16 protein-coding genes are annotated in these 16,197 nt (G+C 56.4%); 10 read left to right on the top strand and 6 right to left on the bottom strand.

Going from position 1 to position 16,197, the window contains the following annotated elements; translation table 11 throughout:
- Window positions 1-80 precede the first annotated feature (80 nt).
- Window positions 81-419 carry a MaoP family protein gene (locus tag OHJ17_RS24700; RefSeq protein ID WP_004146520.1) on the top strand — a complete coding sequence of 113 codons (339 nt, stop codon included), beginning with the start codon at window positions 81-83 and terminating at the stop codon, window positions 417-419.
- 24 nt (window positions 420-443) lie between these two features.
- Here the strand turns inward: OHJ17_RS24700 and OHJ17_RS24695 are convergent, their stop codons facing one another.
- Window positions 444-1,964: a YifB family Mg chelatase-like AAA ATPase gene (locus OHJ17_RS24695; protein ID WP_002883134.1), complete on the bottom strand. Its 1,521-nt coding sequence runs from the start codon at window positions 1,962-1,964 to the stop codon at window positions 444-446.
- A gap of 354 nt (window positions 1,965-2,318) precedes the next feature.
- Here OHJ17_RS24695 and ilvL point away from each other — a divergent pair, with 354 nt between their 5' ends.
- The 7 genes from ilvL to ilvA all read left to right on the top strand — a co-directional run bounded on the left by ilvL (window position 2,319) and on the right by ilvA (window position 8,866).
- A complete protein-coding gene (gene ilvL / locus OHJ17_RS24690) occupies window positions 2,319-2,417 on the top strand; it encodes an ilv operon leader peptide (RefSeq protein WP_130568688.1) in 99 nt (32 codons plus the stop codon).
- 84 nt (window positions 2,418-2,501) lie between these two features.
- Window positions 2,502-2,555, top strand: coding sequence for a peptide IlvX (ilvX, locus tag OHJ17_RS26500; protein ID WP_201281575.1), 54 nt, complete (start codon window positions 2,502-2,504; stop codon window positions 2,553-2,555).
- 2 nt (window positions 2,556-2,557) lie between these two features.
- Window positions 2,558-4,204, top strand: coding sequence for an acetolactate synthase 2 catalytic subunit (ilvG, locus tag OHJ17_RS24685; RefSeq protein WP_012737117.1), 1,647 nt, complete (start codon window positions 2,558-2,560; stop codon window positions 4,202-4,204).
- Complete coding sequence (ilvM, locus tag OHJ17_RS24680) at window positions 4,201-4,458, top strand: acetolactate synthase 2 small subunit (RefSeq protein ID WP_002883170.1); 258 nt, start codon at window positions 4,201-4,203, stop codon at window positions 4,456-4,458. Before ilvG ends, ilvM begins: the two co-directional genes overlap by 4 nt.
- A gap of 16 nt (window positions 4,459-4,474) precedes the next feature.
- Window positions 4,475-5,404 (top strand): branched-chain-amino-acid transaminase, encoded by a 930-nt coding sequence (ilvE, locus tag OHJ17_RS24675; protein ID WP_032422068.1) that lies wholly within the window; start codon window positions 4,475-4,477, stop codon window positions 5,402-5,404.
- 64 nt (window positions 5,405-5,468) lie between these two features.
- Window positions 5,469-7,319 (top strand): dihydroxy-acid dehydratase, encoded by a 1,851-nt coding sequence (gene ilvD / locus OHJ17_RS24670; RefSeq protein ID WP_002883173.1) that lies wholly within the window; start codon window positions 5,469-5,471, stop codon window positions 7,317-7,319.
- Window positions 7,320-7,321: 2 nt separating this feature from the next.
- Window positions 7,322-8,866: a threonine ammonia-lyase, biosynthetic gene (ilvA, locus tag OHJ17_RS24665; RefSeq protein WP_002883174.1), complete on the top strand. Its 1,545-nt coding sequence runs from the start codon at window positions 7,322-7,324 to the stop codon at window positions 8,864-8,866.
- Here ilvA and ilvY read toward each other — a convergent pair.
- Window positions 8,863-9,753 (bottom strand): HTH-type transcriptional activator IlvY, encoded by an 891-nt coding sequence (ilvY, locus tag OHJ17_RS24660; RefSeq protein ID WP_002883176.1) that lies wholly within the window; start codon window positions 9,751-9,753, stop codon window positions 8,863-8,865. The genes ilvA and ilvY overlap by 4 nt on opposite strands.
- 152 nt (window positions 9,754-9,905) lie before the next feature.
- Here ilvY and ilvC point away from each other — a divergent pair, with 152 nt between their 5' ends.
- Window positions 9,906-11,381, top strand: coding sequence for a ketol-acid reductoisomerase (ilvC, locus tag OHJ17_RS24655; RefSeq protein ID WP_002883178.1), 1,476 nt, complete (start codon window positions 9,906-9,908; stop codon window positions 11,379-11,381).
- 203 nt (window positions 11,382-11,584) lie between these two features.
- Here ilvC and ppiC (OHJ17_RS24650) read toward each other — a convergent pair whose 3' ends face one another.
- Complete coding sequence (gene ppiC, locus OHJ17_RS24650) at window positions 11,585-11,866, bottom strand: peptidylprolyl isomerase PpiC (RefSeq protein WP_002883180.1); 282 nt, start codon at window positions 11,864-11,866, stop codon at window positions 11,585-11,587.
- A gap of 51 nt (window positions 11,867-11,917) precedes the next feature.
- Complete coding sequence (gene ppiC, locus OHJ17_RS24645) at window positions 11,918-12,199, bottom strand: peptidylprolyl isomerase PpiC (protein ID WP_002883181.1); 282 nt, start codon at window positions 12,197-12,199, stop codon at window positions 11,918-11,920.
- Window positions 12,200-12,311: 112 nt separating this feature from the next.
- On the opposite strand from ppiC (OHJ17_RS24645), the gene rep reads away from it, so the two are divergent.
- Window positions 12,312-14,333 carry a DNA helicase Rep gene (rep, locus tag OHJ17_RS24640; protein ID WP_004181641.1) on the top strand — a complete coding sequence of 674 codons (2,022 nt, stop codon included), beginning with the start codon at window positions 12,312-12,314 and terminating at the stop codon, window positions 14,331-14,333.
- A gap of 4 nt (window positions 14,334-14,337) precedes the next feature.
- Here rep and OHJ17_RS24635 read toward each other — a convergent pair whose 3' ends face one another.
- Window positions 14,338-15,060, bottom strand: a complete 723-nt coding sequence (locus OHJ17_RS24635; protein WP_002883185.1) for a DUF554 domain-containing protein — start codon at window positions 15,058-15,060, stop codon at window positions 14,338-14,340.
- A gap of 62 nt (window positions 15,061-15,122) precedes the next feature.
- Window positions 15,123-16,121, bottom strand: coding sequence for an amidohydrolase family protein (locus tag OHJ17_RS24630; protein WP_004181642.1), 999 nt, complete (start codon window positions 16,119-16,121; stop codon window positions 15,123-15,125).
- Window positions 16,122-16,197: the final 76 nt, after the last annotated feature.

Raw genomic sequence — 16,197 nt, 5'->3', positions numbered from 1 at the left:
TGTTTTGTTTGACGCTCTGTCAAGCGTAACTAATACTCCGCGCCATAAATAGCTCGGCCAAAGAATCAGGAGCGTGTAGGATGGCGGAAAGCTTTACGACGACTAATCGTTTTTTCGACAATAAAAATTATCCACGCGGGTTCTCCCGTCACGGTGATTTCACCATCAAAGAGGCGCAACTGCTGGAACGTCATGGTTATGCCTTTAACGAACTGGAACTGGGTAAGCGCGAACCTGTTACCGAAGATGAAAAACAATTTGTCTCGGTGTGCCGTGGTGAACGTGAGCCGGTGACGGAAGCAGAACGCGTATGGATTAAGTATATGGCGCGTATCAAGCGGCCGAAGCGTTTCCATACTCTGTCCGGCGGCAAACCGCAGATGGAAGGCGCTGACGATTACACCGAAAGCGATGACTAAGAAAAAAGGGCGTAAGCCCTTTTTTTACGCCATCATTTTCTGCAGATGGTTGAGCATCCGATCAATTGCCCGATAGCTGAGCGCCTCCTGCAAATGACAGCGTTCAATCTCTTCAACCTCTGCCAGATCGGCAATGGTTCTCGCAACCTTTAACAGACGCTGCCAGGCGCGAATAGAAAGCCCCAGCTGCGTTAGCGTCTGTTCCAGCCAGACAGCATCCTCCCGCCTTAAGCGGCAGCAGTTCTTCATTTCACGATTCTCAAGATGGGCATTGAGTTTATTTTGCCTGAGCATTTGTCGTTCACGCGCCGCCAGCACCCGCTGCCGGACCGTTGCGCTCGATTCTTCGCCCTGCGAGCCCTGACTCAGTATTCCTGGCGGCGGCAATGGGATCTCTAAGGAAAGATCGAAGCGGTCGAGGAAGGGGCCTGACAGGCGTCCAAGGTAGCGCAATGTCTGCTCCGGCGATGCACGATTATGTTTACCCTGATAATGTCCTGTCGGGCTTGGATTCATCGCTGCAATAAGCTGAAAGCGCGCCGGATAGTCAATTTTGGCGCGCGAGCGTGATATGTGGATCTTGCCTGACTCAATGGGTTCGCGTAGCGCATCCAGTACCCGCCGCTCAAACTCCGGCAGTTCATCAAGAAACAGCACGCCATTATGGGCCAGGGAAATCTCACCGGGGACCGGTATCGAGCCGCCGCCCACCATCGCTGCCAGCGAGGCGCTATGGTGGGGGGCGCGGAACGGCCTCTGACGCCACCGCGTCTTTGCGGTGTGGAGGTTGACCAGACTCTGTATGGCCGCGCTCTCCAGCGCTTCCTGATTGCTTAATGGCGGCAGGAGACCGGGGAGTCGGCTGGCTAGCATGGTTTTCCCGGTCCCGGGCGGGCCTATCAGGAGCAGGTTGTGACCACCGGCGGCCACAATCTCCAGCGCTCGTTTGCCCTGCTGCTGGCCGATAACATCGAGCAGATCTTCGTAGCGTTCATCCCGAGCAGGCGCCTCGGCGAGAGGCGGCGAAAGCGATGTCTGCCCCGCAAGAAATGCGCAAACCTCCTGCAGATGGTCGGCGACCAGACAATCGCTGCCGCCGATCAGGCCGACCTCCGCCGCATTGTCAGAGGAGACGACAATGCGCCGGCCGGCTTTGATGGCCTCCATTGCGCTGGGGATCGCCCCTGGAACGCCTCGTAACCCACCTGTAAGGGCGAGTTCGCCCACAAACTCATATTGATTCAGTCGCGTCGTGTTGAGCTGCTCTGAGGCAACGAGAAGCGCGAGAGCGATGGGCAGATCGTATCGTCCGCCTTCTTTGGGCAGATCCGCTGGCGCCAGGTTAATGGTTATCTTCTTCGCAGGAAAAGCGTAGCCGCTGTTGATCAGGGCGCTGCGGACCCGGTCGCGGGCCTCTTTCACGGTGGTTTCCGGCAGCCCGACCATAGTTAGACCAGGAAGACCGTTGCTGAGATGAACCTCAACGGTAATCAATGGCGCTTCGATACCGAGCGCCGCGCGAGTATAGACGATAGCGAGCGACATAAAACCTCCTGGACAGAGAAGAATTATGGTTGGCATGACGTAAAGCGAGAATGGAAAAAGTGCGAATTTAGAACTGCGTATCCATACTTTTCGCGACACATCGTTACATTTAGCCGAAAATGGACGTTTGATCGCAAAACAGAGCTATGTTGGCAAAGAGGGCGCCGAAGAGCGCGGCAGGCGTGAGAAAACTGAATTTTTTTCATTTTTGATTTTTTTCATATAAAACAATTATTTTTATTGAAACCGTTAGGCTGATCAGCAACGAAGATATAAAAAAATCTTGTGCTTTATGTGATGTCTGTGGTAACTCTTTAGGTATTCCTTCGAACAAGAAGCCAGAAAGTATAGAAAATGACAGCCCTTCTACGAGTGATTAGCCTGGTCGTGGTTAGCGTGGTGGTGATTATTATCCCACCGTGCGGGGCTGCACTTGGACGAGGAAAGGCTTAGAAATCAAGCCTTAACGAACTAAGACCCCCGCACCGAAAGGTCCGGGGGTTTTTTTATAACTGAAATAACCTAAGCGAGGAGCAGATGATGACTTTTAGCATAAAATTCTGTTTCTCCCGATTTATGACGGGGAACTAACTATGAATGGCGCGCAGTGGGTGGTACATGCTTTGCGGACACAGGGAGTCGACACAGTTTTTGGCTATCCGGGTGGCGCAATTATGCCGGTTTACGATGCACTGTATGACGGCGGCGTGGAGCACCTGCTGTGCCGGCATGAGCAAGGGGCAGCCATGGCGGCCATTGGTTATGCGCGAGCAACCGGTAAAACCGGGGTGTGTATCGCGACATCCGGCCCGGGCGCGACCAATCTGATCACCGGCCTGGCGGATGCCCTGCTTGACTCTATTCCCATCGTAGCCATCACCGGCCAGGTGGCCGCACCCTTCATCGGCACGGATGCGTTCCAGGAAGTAGACGTTCTCGGTTTGTCACTGGCCTGTACTAAGCACAGTTTCCTTGTGCAGTCTCTGGACGAACTGCCGCGGGTTATTGCTGAGGCTTTCCAGGTGGCAAACTCAGGCCGTCCAGGTCCGGTGCTGGTTGATATCCCTAAGGATATTCAGATGGCGCAGGGCGACCTCGATCCCCATTTCTCTACCGTCGCCGATGAGATGGCATTTCCGCAGGCGGAAGTGGCGCAGGCTCTGCAGATGCTGGCCCAATCGCAGCAACCGATGCTGTATGTTGGCGGCGGGGTCGGCATGGCGCAGGCGGTACCGGCTTTGCGCGAATTCCTGGCGGTGACCAGGATGCCGGCAACCTGCACCCTGAAAGGGCTGGGCGTGGTGGATGCTGATTATCCCTATTATCTCGGCATGCTGGGAATGCACGGCACTAAGGCGGCCAACCTGGCGGTACAGGAGTGCGATCTGCTGATCGCCGTCGGCGCGCGCTTTGACGATCGCGTGACCGGTAAGCTCAATACCTTCGCACCGCATGCCAAAGTGATCCACATGGACATCGATCCGGCGGAGCTGAACAAGCTGCGTCAGGCGCATATCGGTCTGACAGGCGATCTGAACTGCCTGCTGCCGGCGCTGCAGCAGCCGTTAGCTATCGATGGCTGGCGCGAGCGGAGTGCCGCACTGCGTGCCGAGCATGCCTGGCGTTACGATCATCCCGGTGAGGCAATCTACGCGCCGCTGCTGCTGAAGCAGCTTTCCGACCGCAAGCCGGCGGACAGCGTGGTGACCACCGACGTTGGCCAGCACCAGATGTGGTCGGCTCAGCATATGAGCTATACCCGCCCGGAAAACTTTATCACCTCCAGTGGCTTAGGCACCATGGGCTTTGGCCTGCCGGCCGCCGTTGGCGCCCAGGTGGCGCGCCCTAACGATACGGTGATCTGTATCTCCGGTGACGGCTCCTTCATGATGAATGTACAGGAGCTGGGCACCGTTAAACGCAAGCAGTTACCGCTGAAGATCGTGTTACTCGACAACCAGCGGTTAGGGATGGTTCGACAATGGCAGCAGCTGTTTTTCCAGGAACGTTATAGCGAAACCACTCTGACTGATAACCCTGATTTCCTCACGCTGGCCAGCGCCTTCGGTATTCCTGGCCAACACATCACCCGTAAAGACCAGGTTGAAGCGGCACTCGACACCATGCTTTCGAGCCAGGGGCCATACCTGCTTCATGTCTCAATCGACGAACTTGAGAATGTCTGGCCGTTGGTGCCGCCCGGCGCCAGTAACTCTGAAATGCTGGAGAAATTATCATGATGCAACATCAGGTCGCTTTACAGGCACGTTTCAACCCGGAAACCTTAGAGCGCGTGCTGCGCGTTGTCCGCCACCGGGGTTTCCACATCTGCGCAATGAACATGGAAACCGCGCCGGACGCACAGAACATAAATATCGAATTGACCGTTGCCAGCCCGCGGCCCGTCGAATTACTGTTTAGTCAATTAAGCAAACTGGTCGACGTTGCCTGCGTCGAGATCCAGCAACCCACATCACAACAAATCCGCGCCTGAGCGCAAAGGAAGAAAAATGACGACGAAAAAAGCTGATTACATTTGGTTCAATGGCGAGATGGTTCCGTGGGGCGAAGCGAAAGTTCATGTGATGTCCCATGCGCTGCACTACGGTACCTCGGTATTCGAGGGGATCCGTTGCTACGACTCGCACAAAGGCCCGGTGGTGTTCCGTCATCGCGAACATATGCAGCGTCTGCATGATTCAGCCAAAATTTATCGTTTCCCGGTCTCCCAGAGCGTCGACGAACTGATGGAAGCCTGCCGCGAAGTCATTCGAACCAATAATCTGACCAGCGCTTATATCCGTCCGCTGGTGTTTGTTGGCGATGTCGGCATGGGGGTAAACCCGCCTCCGGGTTACAACACTGACGTGATCATCGCGGCGTTCCCATGGGGAGCCTACCTCGGCGCAGAAGCGCTTGAGCAGGGGATCGATGCAATGGTCTCTTCCTGGAACCGCGCGGCGCCGAACACTATCCCGACGGCAGCGAAAGCCGGTGGTAATTATCTTTCCTCGCTGCTGGTTGGCAGTGAAGCGCGTCGCCATGGCTATCAGGAAGGTATCGCCCTCGATGTTAACGGCTATATCTCCGAAGGCGCAGGGGAAAACCTGTTTGAAGTGAAGGACGGTGTACTGTTCACCCCGCCGTTTACCTCTTCCGCGCTGCCGGGCATTACCCGCGACGCCATTATCAAGCTGGCGAAAGATCTTGGTATCGAAGTCCGCGAGCAGGTGTTGTCCCGTGAATCCCTGTATCTGGCGGATGAAGTCTTCATGTCCGGCACTGCGGCGGAAATCACCCCGGTACGCAGCGTGGACGGCATCCAGGTCGGCGCAGGCCGTCGCGGTCCGGTAACCAAACGCATTCAGGAAGCCTTCTTTGGCCTCTTCACCGGTGAAACACAAGATAAATGGGGCTGGTTGGATCCGGTAAGTAAGTAAGTAATTAAAAATGGGACGGCACGCACCGTCCCATTTAATAAACACAGATGGGAGTAAAAAGAGCATGCCTAAGTACCGTTCCGCCACCACCACACATGGCCGCAATATGGCGGGCGCCCGCGCGTTGTGGCGCGCAACCGGAATGACCGATGCCGATTTCGGCAAACCGATTATCGCCGTCGTTAACTCCTTTACCCAGTTTGTCCCCGGGCACGTGCACCTGCGCGATCTCGGCAAACTGGTTGCCGAGCAGATTGAAGCCGCCGGTGGCGTGGCCAAAGAATTCAACACCATCGCAGTGGATGATGGGATCGCTATGGGCCACGGGGGTATGCTCTATTCACTGCCATCCCGCGAGCTGATCGCCGACTCGGTGGAGTATATGGTTAACGCCCACTGCGCTGATGCCATGGTTTGTATCTCCAACTGCGACAAAATCACCCCGGGGATGCTGATGGCCTCCCTGCGCCTGAACATTCCGGTGATCTTTGTTTCCGGCGGCCCGATGGAAGCCGGGAAGACCAAGTTGTCAGATAAAATCATCAAGCTTGACCTGGTGGATGCGATGATTCAGGGGGCGGATCCGAAAGTGTCCGACGAGCAGAGTAATCAGGTGGAACGCTCCGCCTGCCCGACCTGCGGCTCCTGTTCCGGGATGTTCACGGCGAACTCCATGAACTGCCTGACCGAAGCGCTGGGCCTGTCACAGCCGGGCAACGGCTCTCTGCTGGCGACCCACGCCGATCGTAAGGAGCTGTTCCTAAACGCCGGGAAACGTATCGTGGAGCTGACCAAACGCTATTACGAGCAGGATGACGCTTCCGCGCTGCCGCGCAATATCGCCAGCAAGGCGGCCTTTGAGAACGCTATGACGCTGGATATCGCCATGGGCGGCTCCACCAATACCGTTCTGCACCTGCTGGCGGCGGCGCAGGAAGCTGAAATCGACTTCACCATGAGCGATATCGATAAGCTCTCCCGCAAAGTGCCGCAGCTGTGTAAGGTGGCGCCGAGCACGCAGAAATACCATATGGAAGATGTGCATCGCGCCGGCGGCGTGCTGGGCATTCTGGGCGAGCTGGACCGCGCCGGGCTGCTGAATCGCGAGGTCAAAAACGTCCTTGGCCTGACGCTGCCGCAGACCCTGGAACAGTACGATGTGATGGTGACCCAGGACGATGCGGTGAAAAAAATGTTCCGCGCCGGCCCGGCGGGCATCCGTACCACCCAGGCGTTCTCGCAAGACTGCCGCTGGGATACCCTGGATGACGATCGCGCCGAAGGCTGTATCCGTTCTCTGGAACACGCTTACAGCAAGGACGGCGGCCTGGCGGTGCTGTACGGCAATTTCGCAGAAAACGGTTGTATCGTGAAAACCGCCGGCGTGGACGACAGCATCCTGAAATTTACCGGTCCGGCGAAAGTATATGAGAGCCAGGACGATGCGGTTGAGGCCATCCTCGGCGGTAAAGTCGTGGAAGGCGACGTCGTGGTGATCCGCTACGAAGGGCCGAAAGGCGGGCCGGGGATGCAGGAAATGCTTTACCCCACCAGCTTCCTGAAGTCGATGGGGCTGGGCAAAGCGTGCGCGCTGATCACCGATGGCCGTTTCTCCGGCGGCACCTCAGGGCTCTCTATCGGTCACGTCTCTCCGGAAGCGGCGAGCGGCGGCAACATTGCGCTCATTGAAGATGGCGACATGATCGCGATTGATATTCCGAACCGCAGCATCCAGCTGCAGCTGAGCGATGCGGAAATTGCGGCGCGTCGTGAAGCCCAGGAGGCGCGTGGCGACCAGGCGTGGACGCCGAAGAATCGCCAGCGTCAGGTCTCCTTTGCCCTTCGCGCCTACGCCAGCCTGGCGACCAGCGCCGACAAAGGCGCGGTACGCGATAAATCCAAGCTGGGTGGCTAATCATGGCGGATTCACAACCCTTGTCCGGCGCCCCTGAGGGCGCCGAGTACCTGCGAGCAGTGCTGCGCGCGCCGGTTTATGAAGCGGTGCAGAAAACGCCGCTGCAAAAAATGGATAAGCTCTCGTCGCGGCTGGATAACGTTATTCTGGTGAAGCGTGAAGATCGCCAGCCGGTACACAGCTTTAAGCTGCGCGGCGCTTACGCGATGATGTCCAGCCTGACTGCCGAACAGAAATCCCACGGGGTGATCACCGCTTCGGCGGGCAACCATGCCCAGGGCGTGGCGTTTTCCGCATCGCGGCTGGGCGTTAAGGCGCTGATCGTGATGCCGGTAGCGACCGCCGATATCAAAGTCGATGCCGTTCGCGGCTTTGGCGGCGAAGTGCTGCTGCACGGCGCCAACTTTGACGAAGCGAAGGCGAGAGCGATTGAGCTGGCGCAACAGCAGGGTTTTACCTGGGTGCCGCCGTTCGATCACCCAATGGTCATCGCCGGACAGGGAACCCTGGCGCTGGAGCTGCTGCAGCAGGATGCCCATATTGACCGCGTCTTCGTCCCGGTGGGCGGCGGCGGTCTGGCAGCGGGCGTGGCGGTGCTGATCAAGCAGCTGATGCCGCAGATCAAAGTGATCGCGGTGGAGGCGGAAGATTCTGCTTGCCTGAAGGCGGCGCTGGACGCAGGCCATCCGGTGGATCTGCCGCGCGTCGGCTTGTTTGCCGAAGGCGTGGCGGTCAAACGCATCGGCGATGAAACGTTCCGTTTATGCCAGGAGTATCTGGACGATATCATCACCGTCGATAGCGATGCTATCTGCGCGGCGATGAAGGATCTGTTCGAAGATGTGCGGGCGGTGGCGGAGCCTTCCGGCGCGCTGGCGCTGGCGGGGATGAAAAAGTATATCGCCCAGCATAACATCCGCGGCGAGCGTCTGGCTCATATTCTGTCCGGGGCCAACGTCAACTTCCACGGCCTGCGCTACGTGTCCGAGCGCTGCGAGCTCGGGGAACAGCGCGAAGCACTGCTGGCGGTGACGATCCCGGAAGAGAAAGGTAGCTTTTTGAAGTTTTGCCAGCTACTGGGGGGCCGCTCGGTGACGGAGTTCAACTACCGCTTTGCCGATGCCAAAGACGCCTGTATTTTTGTCGGGGTACGCCTGAGTCGTGGCCTGGAAGAGCGGAAAGAGATCCTCCAGTTACTGAACGACGGCGGCTACAGCGTGGTGGATCTCTCTGATGATGAGATGGCTAAGCTGCATGTGCGCTATATGGTCGGCGGCCGGCCGTCAAAAGCGCTGCAGGAGCGGCTGTTCAGCTTCGAGTTTCCGGAATCGCCGGGGGCGCTGCTGAAATTCCTGCATACCCTTGGCACCCACTGGAATATTTCACTGTTCCACTACCGCAGCCACGGCACTGACTATGGTCGGGTACTGGCGGCCTTCGAGTTGGGCGAGCACGAGCCGGACTTTGAAACTCGTCTCAATGAGCTGGGCTATGAGTGCCACGACGAAACGCATAACCCGGCATTCCGCTTTTTCCTCGCGGGTTAGTGGTTGGGAAGAATTTTCCAGAAAGCATCAATAAGCGGCTCATGCAGCCGCTTTTTTTGTGCGCAAACACCCAGCTCAAACGGCGTTTGCTCATCGCTGCGCTCCAGGATCATCACCCTGTTGCGTACCGGCTCCGGACTGTTCTCCAGCACCACTTCCGGCAGCAGCGCCACGCCGCATCCCAGGGCGACCATCGACACCATCGCTTCGTGCCCGCCGACGGTGGCGTAGATCGACGGATTGCTGATTTTATGCCGCCGAAACCACAGCTCGATGCGCCGACGTACCGGCCCCTGGTCGGCCATGATAAAGGGCACTGTCGACCAGTCGGGGCGCTCGACGGTCACCTGGTTGCGCACCGGGCAGGGAAGGGCCGGGGCAATTAACACCACGGCGAGGTTCTCCAGCATCGAAAACGCCACCGACCCTGGCAGAGTCTCCGGCTTACCGGCAATCGCCAGGTCGGCTTCGCCGGTGACGACCTTCTCCATAGCGTCGGCGGCGTCGCCGGTCGAGAGCTTGATCTCCACCGAGGGGTGCGCGGCGCGAAAGCGGTCGAGGATCGGCGGCAGATGGCTATAGGCGGCGGTGACAGAGCAGAAGATGTGCAGCTCGCCGGAGAGCGAAGGGCCCTGCTGATCGATGACGTGACGAAGCTGCTGATACTGCAATAAAGTCTGTTGGGCAAAGGTACGTAACTCTTCCCCGGCTTCGGTAAGGGTCACCGTGCGATTATCTCGCACGAACAGCGGCTGGCCGAGGTCCTCTTCCAGGCGTTGGATCTGGCGCGAAAGCGTCGACGGGCTGACGTGCATGGCCCGCGCGCTGCGGCCAAAATGGCGGCTTTCCGCCAGATGCAGAAAGGTTTTCAGATCGCGTAAATCCACGGCGCGTACTCCCCGGTTTTGTATTTCATAAAATGCAACGTGACGTTGTGAATATATCAATTTCCGCAATAAAATTCCTGTCATATAGTAAGTTCATTCTCGCAAAAGCGAACCGAACAATAAGCACGACACAACATCACGGAGTTACAGACATGGCTAACTACTTTAATACACTGAACCTGCGCCAGCAGCTGGCACAGCTGGGCAAATGCCGCTTTATGGCGCGCGACGAATTCGCCGATGGCGCAAGCTACCTTCAGGGTAAAAAAGTGGTCATCGTCGGCTGCGGCGCGCAGGGTCTGAACCAGGGTCTGAACATGCGTGACTCCGGCCTGGATATCTCCTATGCGCTGCGTAAAGAAGCGATCGCTGAGAAGCGCGCCTCCTGGCGTAAAGCGACTGAAAACGGCTTCAAAGTCGGCACTTATGAAGAGCTGATCCCGCAGGCCGACCTGGTGGTTAACCTGACGCCGGACAAACAGCACTCAGACGTTGTGCGCTCCGTACAGCCGCTGATGAAAGACGGCGCAGCGCTGGGTTACTCCCACGGCTTCAACATCGTGGAAGTGGGCGAGCAGATCCGTAAAGACATCACCGTGGTGATGGTGGCGCCGAAGTGCCCGGGCACCGAAGTGCGTGAAGAGTACAAACGCGGTTTCGGCGTACCGACGCTTATCGCGGTACACCCGGAAAACGACCCGAAAGGCGAAGGCATGGCCATTGCCAAAGCGTGGGCGGCGGCGACAGGCGGCCACCGCGCGGGCGTGCTGGAATCTTCCTTCGTGGCGGAAGTGAAATCTGACCTGATGGGCGAGCAAACTATCCTTTGCGGCATGCTGCAGGCGGGTTCTCTGCTGTGCTTCGACAAGCTGGTGGCGGAAGGTACCGATCCGGCGTATGCAGAAAAACTGATTCAGTTCGGCTGGGAAACCATCACCGAAGCGCTGAAGCAGGGCGGCATCACCCTGATGATGGATCGCCTCTCCAACCCGGCGAAACTGCGCGCTTATGCGCTGTCCGAGCAGCTGAAAGAGATCATGGCGCCGCTGTTCCAGAAACACATGGACGACATCATCTCCGGCGAATTCTCCTCCGGCATGATGGCGGACTGGGCGAATGATGATAAGAAACTGCTGACCTGGCGTGAAGAGACCGGCAAAACCGCCTTCGAAACCGCGCCGCAATATGAAGGCAAAATCGGCGAGCAGGAGTACTTCGATAAAGGCGTTCTGATGATCGCGATGGTGAAAGCGGGCGTTGAGCTGGCCTTCGAAACCATGGTGGCCTCCGGCATCATCGAAGAGTCTGCTTACTACGAATCACTGCATGAGCTGCCGCTTATCGCCAACACCATCGCCCGTAAGCGTCTGTATGAGATGAACGTGGTTATTTCCGATACCGCTGAATATGGTAACTACCTGTTCTCTTACGCTTGCGTACCGCTGCTGAAAGAGTTCATGACCACCCTGCAGACCGGCGACCTGGGCACAGCGATTGCCGAAGGCGCGGTAGATAACGCGCAGCTGCGCGATGTGAACGAAGCGATTCGCAGCCACGCTATCGAGCAGGTTGGTAAGAAACTGCGCGGTTATATGACCGATATGAAGCGTATCGCGGTAGCCGGCTAATTCCTCGTCGTCTTTCGACTTGCCGATGCGTTGGCTACGGTACGTACACCCCAGTCACATAGTAATCTTTGTTGCTGGGGATGTACTTCCTTGCCGCCTTCCGGCAAGCCGAAATCCATAGAGGCATGGATTTGTTTAGTAGGCCTGATAAGCGAAGCGCCATCAGGCAAAAACCCGGAGATTAAGATCCCCGGGTTTTTTTATTATTTCCGGTACAGCACTTTGATGATGTGGTAGCCGAACTGGGTATGCAGCGGGCCGGTTGGCTCCAGTTCAGGGCAGGAGAAGACCACTTTATCGAAGGCCGGTACCATCTGGCCCTGGCGGAACTCACCCAGATCGCCGCCGCGTTTGCCTGACGGACAAATGGAGTGTTTCTTTGCCAGCTTGCCGAAATCGGCGCCGTTTTTGAGCTGCTCGAGCAGATCGAGCGCCAGTTTCTCTTCTTTTACCAGGATATGCAGTGCTGCCGCGGTTTTAGCCATGATTGCGCCTTGAGTGAGTTGGGATAAATCAGGGCGCCATAGTATCACGCGCTAGCGGCGATACAGCACCTTGATGATGTGGTAGCCGAATTTGGTTTTCACCGGGCCATAGGGTTTGAGCAGCGGACAGCTGAAGACGGCTTGATCAAACGGACCGACCATCGCGCCTTGCTGAAACTCGCCTAAGTCGCCGCCGTTGCGGCCAGACGGACATTTAGAATAGCGTTTCGCCAGATGATCGAAGCTGACGCCCCGCTCCAGTTTGGCGAGGATCTCCAGCGCCAGTTTCTCTTCTTTGACCAGGATATGCAGGGCCGCTGCGCTTTTTGCCATGACATCATTCTCAGGATGGTTTGCGTGGCTGACACTTTACCATCAGTCAGTAAATCTCGGCTCCGCTTTCTGCTACAATCCCCACCCCGTTCGAAGATTGAGCAAGACTCCCATGCGTTTAAACCCTGGCCAACAACAAGCCGTCGAATTCGTCACCGGACCGTGCCTGGTGCTGGCGGGCGCCGGTTCCGGTAAGACCCGCGTTATTACGAATAAAATCGCCCACCTGATCCGCGGCTGCGGCTATCAGGCGCGCCATATCGCGGCCGTGACCTTTACCAACAAAGCCGCGCGCGAGATGAAAGAGCGCGTTGGGCAAACGCTGGGGCGCAAAGAGGCGCGTGGGCTGATGATTTCCACCTTCCACACTTTGGGGCTGGATATCATTAAGCGCGAATACGCTGCGCTGGGTATGAAGTCTAACTTTTCCTTATTCGACGATACCGACCAGGTGGCGCTGCTTAAGGAACTGACCGAAGGGTTGATCGAAGATGACAAAGTGGTGCTTCAGCAGCTGATCTCGACGATCTCCAACTGGAAAAACGATCTAAAAACCCCGGCGCAGGCCGCCGCTGGCGCGAAAGGCGAACGGGATCGTATTTTCGCCCACTGCTATGGGCTATACGACGCGCACATGAAGGCCTGCAATGTTCTCGATTTTGACGATCTGATCCTGCTGCCAACGCTGCTGCTGCAGCGCAACGAGGAGGTGCGCGAGCGCTGGCAAAATAAGATCCGCTACCTGCTGGTGGATGAGTATCAGGATACCAATACCAGCCAGTATGAGCTGGTGAAACTGCTGGTGGGTCAGCGGGCGCGCTTTACCGTGGTGGGCGATGACGACCAGTCGATCTACTCGTGGCGCGGCGCGCGGCCGCAGAACCTGGTGCTGCTCAGCCAGGACTTCCCGGCGCTGCAGGTGATCAAGCTTGAGCAGAACTACCGCTCATCCGGGCGTATTCTGAAAGCCGCCAACATTTTGATCGCCAATAACCCTCACGTCTTTGAAAAGCGGCTGTTCTCCGAACTGGGATATGGCGCGGAGCTGAAAGTGCTCTCCGCCAACAATGAAGATCATGAAGCGGAGCGCGTGGCCGGGGAGCTGATCGCCCACCACTTCATTAATAAAACCAATTACAAAGACTACGCGATCCTTTATCGCGGCAATCACCAGTCGCGGGTCTTTGAAAAGATGCTGATGCAGAACCGCATCCCGTACAAAATCTCCGGCGGCACGTCGTTCTTTTCGCGTCCGGAAATTAAAGATCTGCTGGCCTATCTGCGCGTGCTGACCAACCCGGACGACGACAGCGCCTTCCTGCGTATCGTCAACACGCCGAAGCGCGAGATCGGCCCGGCGACGCTGCAAAAGCTCGGTGAGTGGGCGATGGGCCGCAACAAAGGATTGTTCACCGCCAGCTTTGATATGGGTCTCAGCCAGACGCTGACCGGGCGCGGCTATGAATCTCTCACCCGCTTCACCCACTGGCTACGCGAGATCCAGCAGCTGGCCGAACGCGAGCCGGTCAACGCCGTGCGCGATTTGATTCGCGGGATCGACTACGAATCCTGGCTGTATGAAACCTCGCCCAGCCCGAAAGCCGCGGAAATGCGCATGAAAAACGTCAACCAGCTGTTTACCTGGATGACCGAGATGCTGGAAGGCAGCGAAATCGATGAGCCGATGACCCTGACCCAGGTGGTCACCCGCTTTACCCTGCGCGACATGATGGAGCGCGGCGAATCGGATGAAGAGCTGGATCAGGTGCAGCTGATGACTCTCCATGCGTCAAAGGGGCTGGAGTTCCCCTACGTTTATCTGGTGGGAATGGAAGAGGGATTGCTGCCGCACCAAAGCAGCATTGATGAAGATAACGTCGATGAAGAGCGCCGCCTGGCCTACGTTGGCATCACCCGTGCGCAGAAAGAGCTGACCTTTACGCTCTGTAAGGAGCGCCGGCAATATGGCGAGCTGGTGCGTCCTGAACCGAGTCGTTTTCTGCTGGAGCTACCTCAGGACGACCTTATCTGGGAGCAGGCACGCAAAACCATTACGCCTGAAGAGCGGATGCAAAAAGGCCAGGCCAACGTCGCTAATATTCGGGCGATGCTGGCAAAGGCGAAAAAAGCTTAGCGTCTCAGGCGATAAACTGCTGCCAGGCGGCGGAGAAGGGCATCACCAGTATTAGCGAGGGCAGCATATTGGCGGTAGGGAAGGCACGGATCCCGCACAGACGGAAACCGGTCGCCAGCATAATGATACCGCCGCAGGCGGTGAAATCGGCGATCATCGACGGATTGATTAACGCCATGATAAAGGTTGCCGCGAAAAACAGGATAACGAAAACAATCAGCTGGGGAATAAAGATCACGGTGATGATATACCCCAGCGTGGAGGCGAAAATCGCGGCAGTAAAAAAGTCGAGGATCGACTTGGTCAGCAGAATGGTCGGGTCGCCGGTCATCCCTTCGGTTAAGGCGCCGAAGATGCCGGTACCGCTGGCGCAGAACAGGATCAGCACGGCGATAAACTGATTCATAAAATCTTCCGCACCGACGCTGGCGCTGGACTGCGCCGGAAAGATACGTTCAATGGGGCTGCGCAGCGTTGTTCCGGCTCGTTCAATCCATTTTTCAATATTCAACAGGCCGCCGATAATCGTGCCGACAATAATAGCCAGGGCAATCGGCGGCAGGTTATGTAATTTATTGACAAAGAATATGCCCATACTGATTGAGATCAGTCCGGCGATCAACGGTAAGGTTTTTTTGAAATGTTCCGGAATAAAACGATTCAGTGAAGCGCCCGCCAGCGCACCAACGAGAAGCGAGCCGCTACAGACAAATATACCTATAGCCATAATTTATTTTCCCTAATAAAAATCAGGGCCTGAATATACAGGCCCTGAAATATTTAAATTAATTATTTAATGTTAAATACGCGGCTGGCATTACCCCAGGCGATTTTCTCTTTCAGGCCTGCTTCAAGTTCTAAAGGATCAAACCAGTCGCAGGCCTGATGAATATCTTCATACGGATAATCGACAGAGAACATCACGCGATCGGCGCCCATGACTTCAATAGCATTATTCAGTGAATGGGTATTGAAATGGCCGCTGGTGGTAACGATGAAGTTATTCTGCAGGTAGTGCATTAACGGTTTTTCCGCTTTACCCAGACCGCAGCCGAAACGCTGACGATAGAGACGATGTTGAGTGCGCGGCAGCATATGTACCAGCCCTTCGCCGAGGTGACCCAGCACCAGATTGAGGTTAGGATAACGATCGAACAGACCGCTCATCATCAGACGAATAGCATGCACCGCCGTTTCCTGAGCGAAGCCCCAGGCAGAGCCGATCAGGCTTTCGTAACCGGTATAGATGCCGCGCGCCGGGCCTTCCAGCGGTTCACGAGGATGAAGATAGACAGGCACGTTCAGCTCGTTGACCTTATCCCAGAATACCAGCATGGATTCGTCATCAAGATACAGGCCATGCTCGCTATCTTTAACGTTGGTGTAGCCGTTGATCAGCGCACCTTTCATGCCTAACTTTTTCACGGCGCGCTCCAGCTCTTCCGCCGCGGCTTCCGGGTTCTGCAATGCCAGGGTGGCGAAGGCGCTGAATTTGTCCGGATTTGGCTTCACATAATTCTCAACGATAAAATCGTTGGTATCGCGGGCAAAAGAGACGGCTTTGGCTTTATCTAAAATAGACTGGGCGCCAGGTGAAGTCAGAGAAAGAATTACATGATCAATATGACGCTGCGCCATTTCTTCCAGCTGAATGCTGCGATCCAGCAGGCGGCGTTCAACATCTTTCATATATTCTGTGCCGTTACGACCTGCTTCACCAGATGAATCCCACAGACGGTTATTTTCAGGAGTGGATACGTGTTCTTCTAAAGCAATTTTTCCGCGCATGATATTTTCCTTGCGATATGAGTCAGTGTGGCTTGATGCGAGGAGAATAAAAGCTTTCACGTATTACCAGCAATAA

The sequence above is a fragment of the Klebsiella sp. KP20-425-1 genome (assembly GCF_025813515.1).
In the GTDB taxonomy this organism is placed as follows: Bacteria; Pseudomonadota; Gammaproteobacteria; order Enterobacterales; family Enterobacteriaceae; genus Klebsiella; species Klebsiella pneumoniae.
The sequence above is the reverse complement of the archived record's forward strand: the minus strand, read 5'-3'. Positions and strand labels throughout refer to the sequence as shown.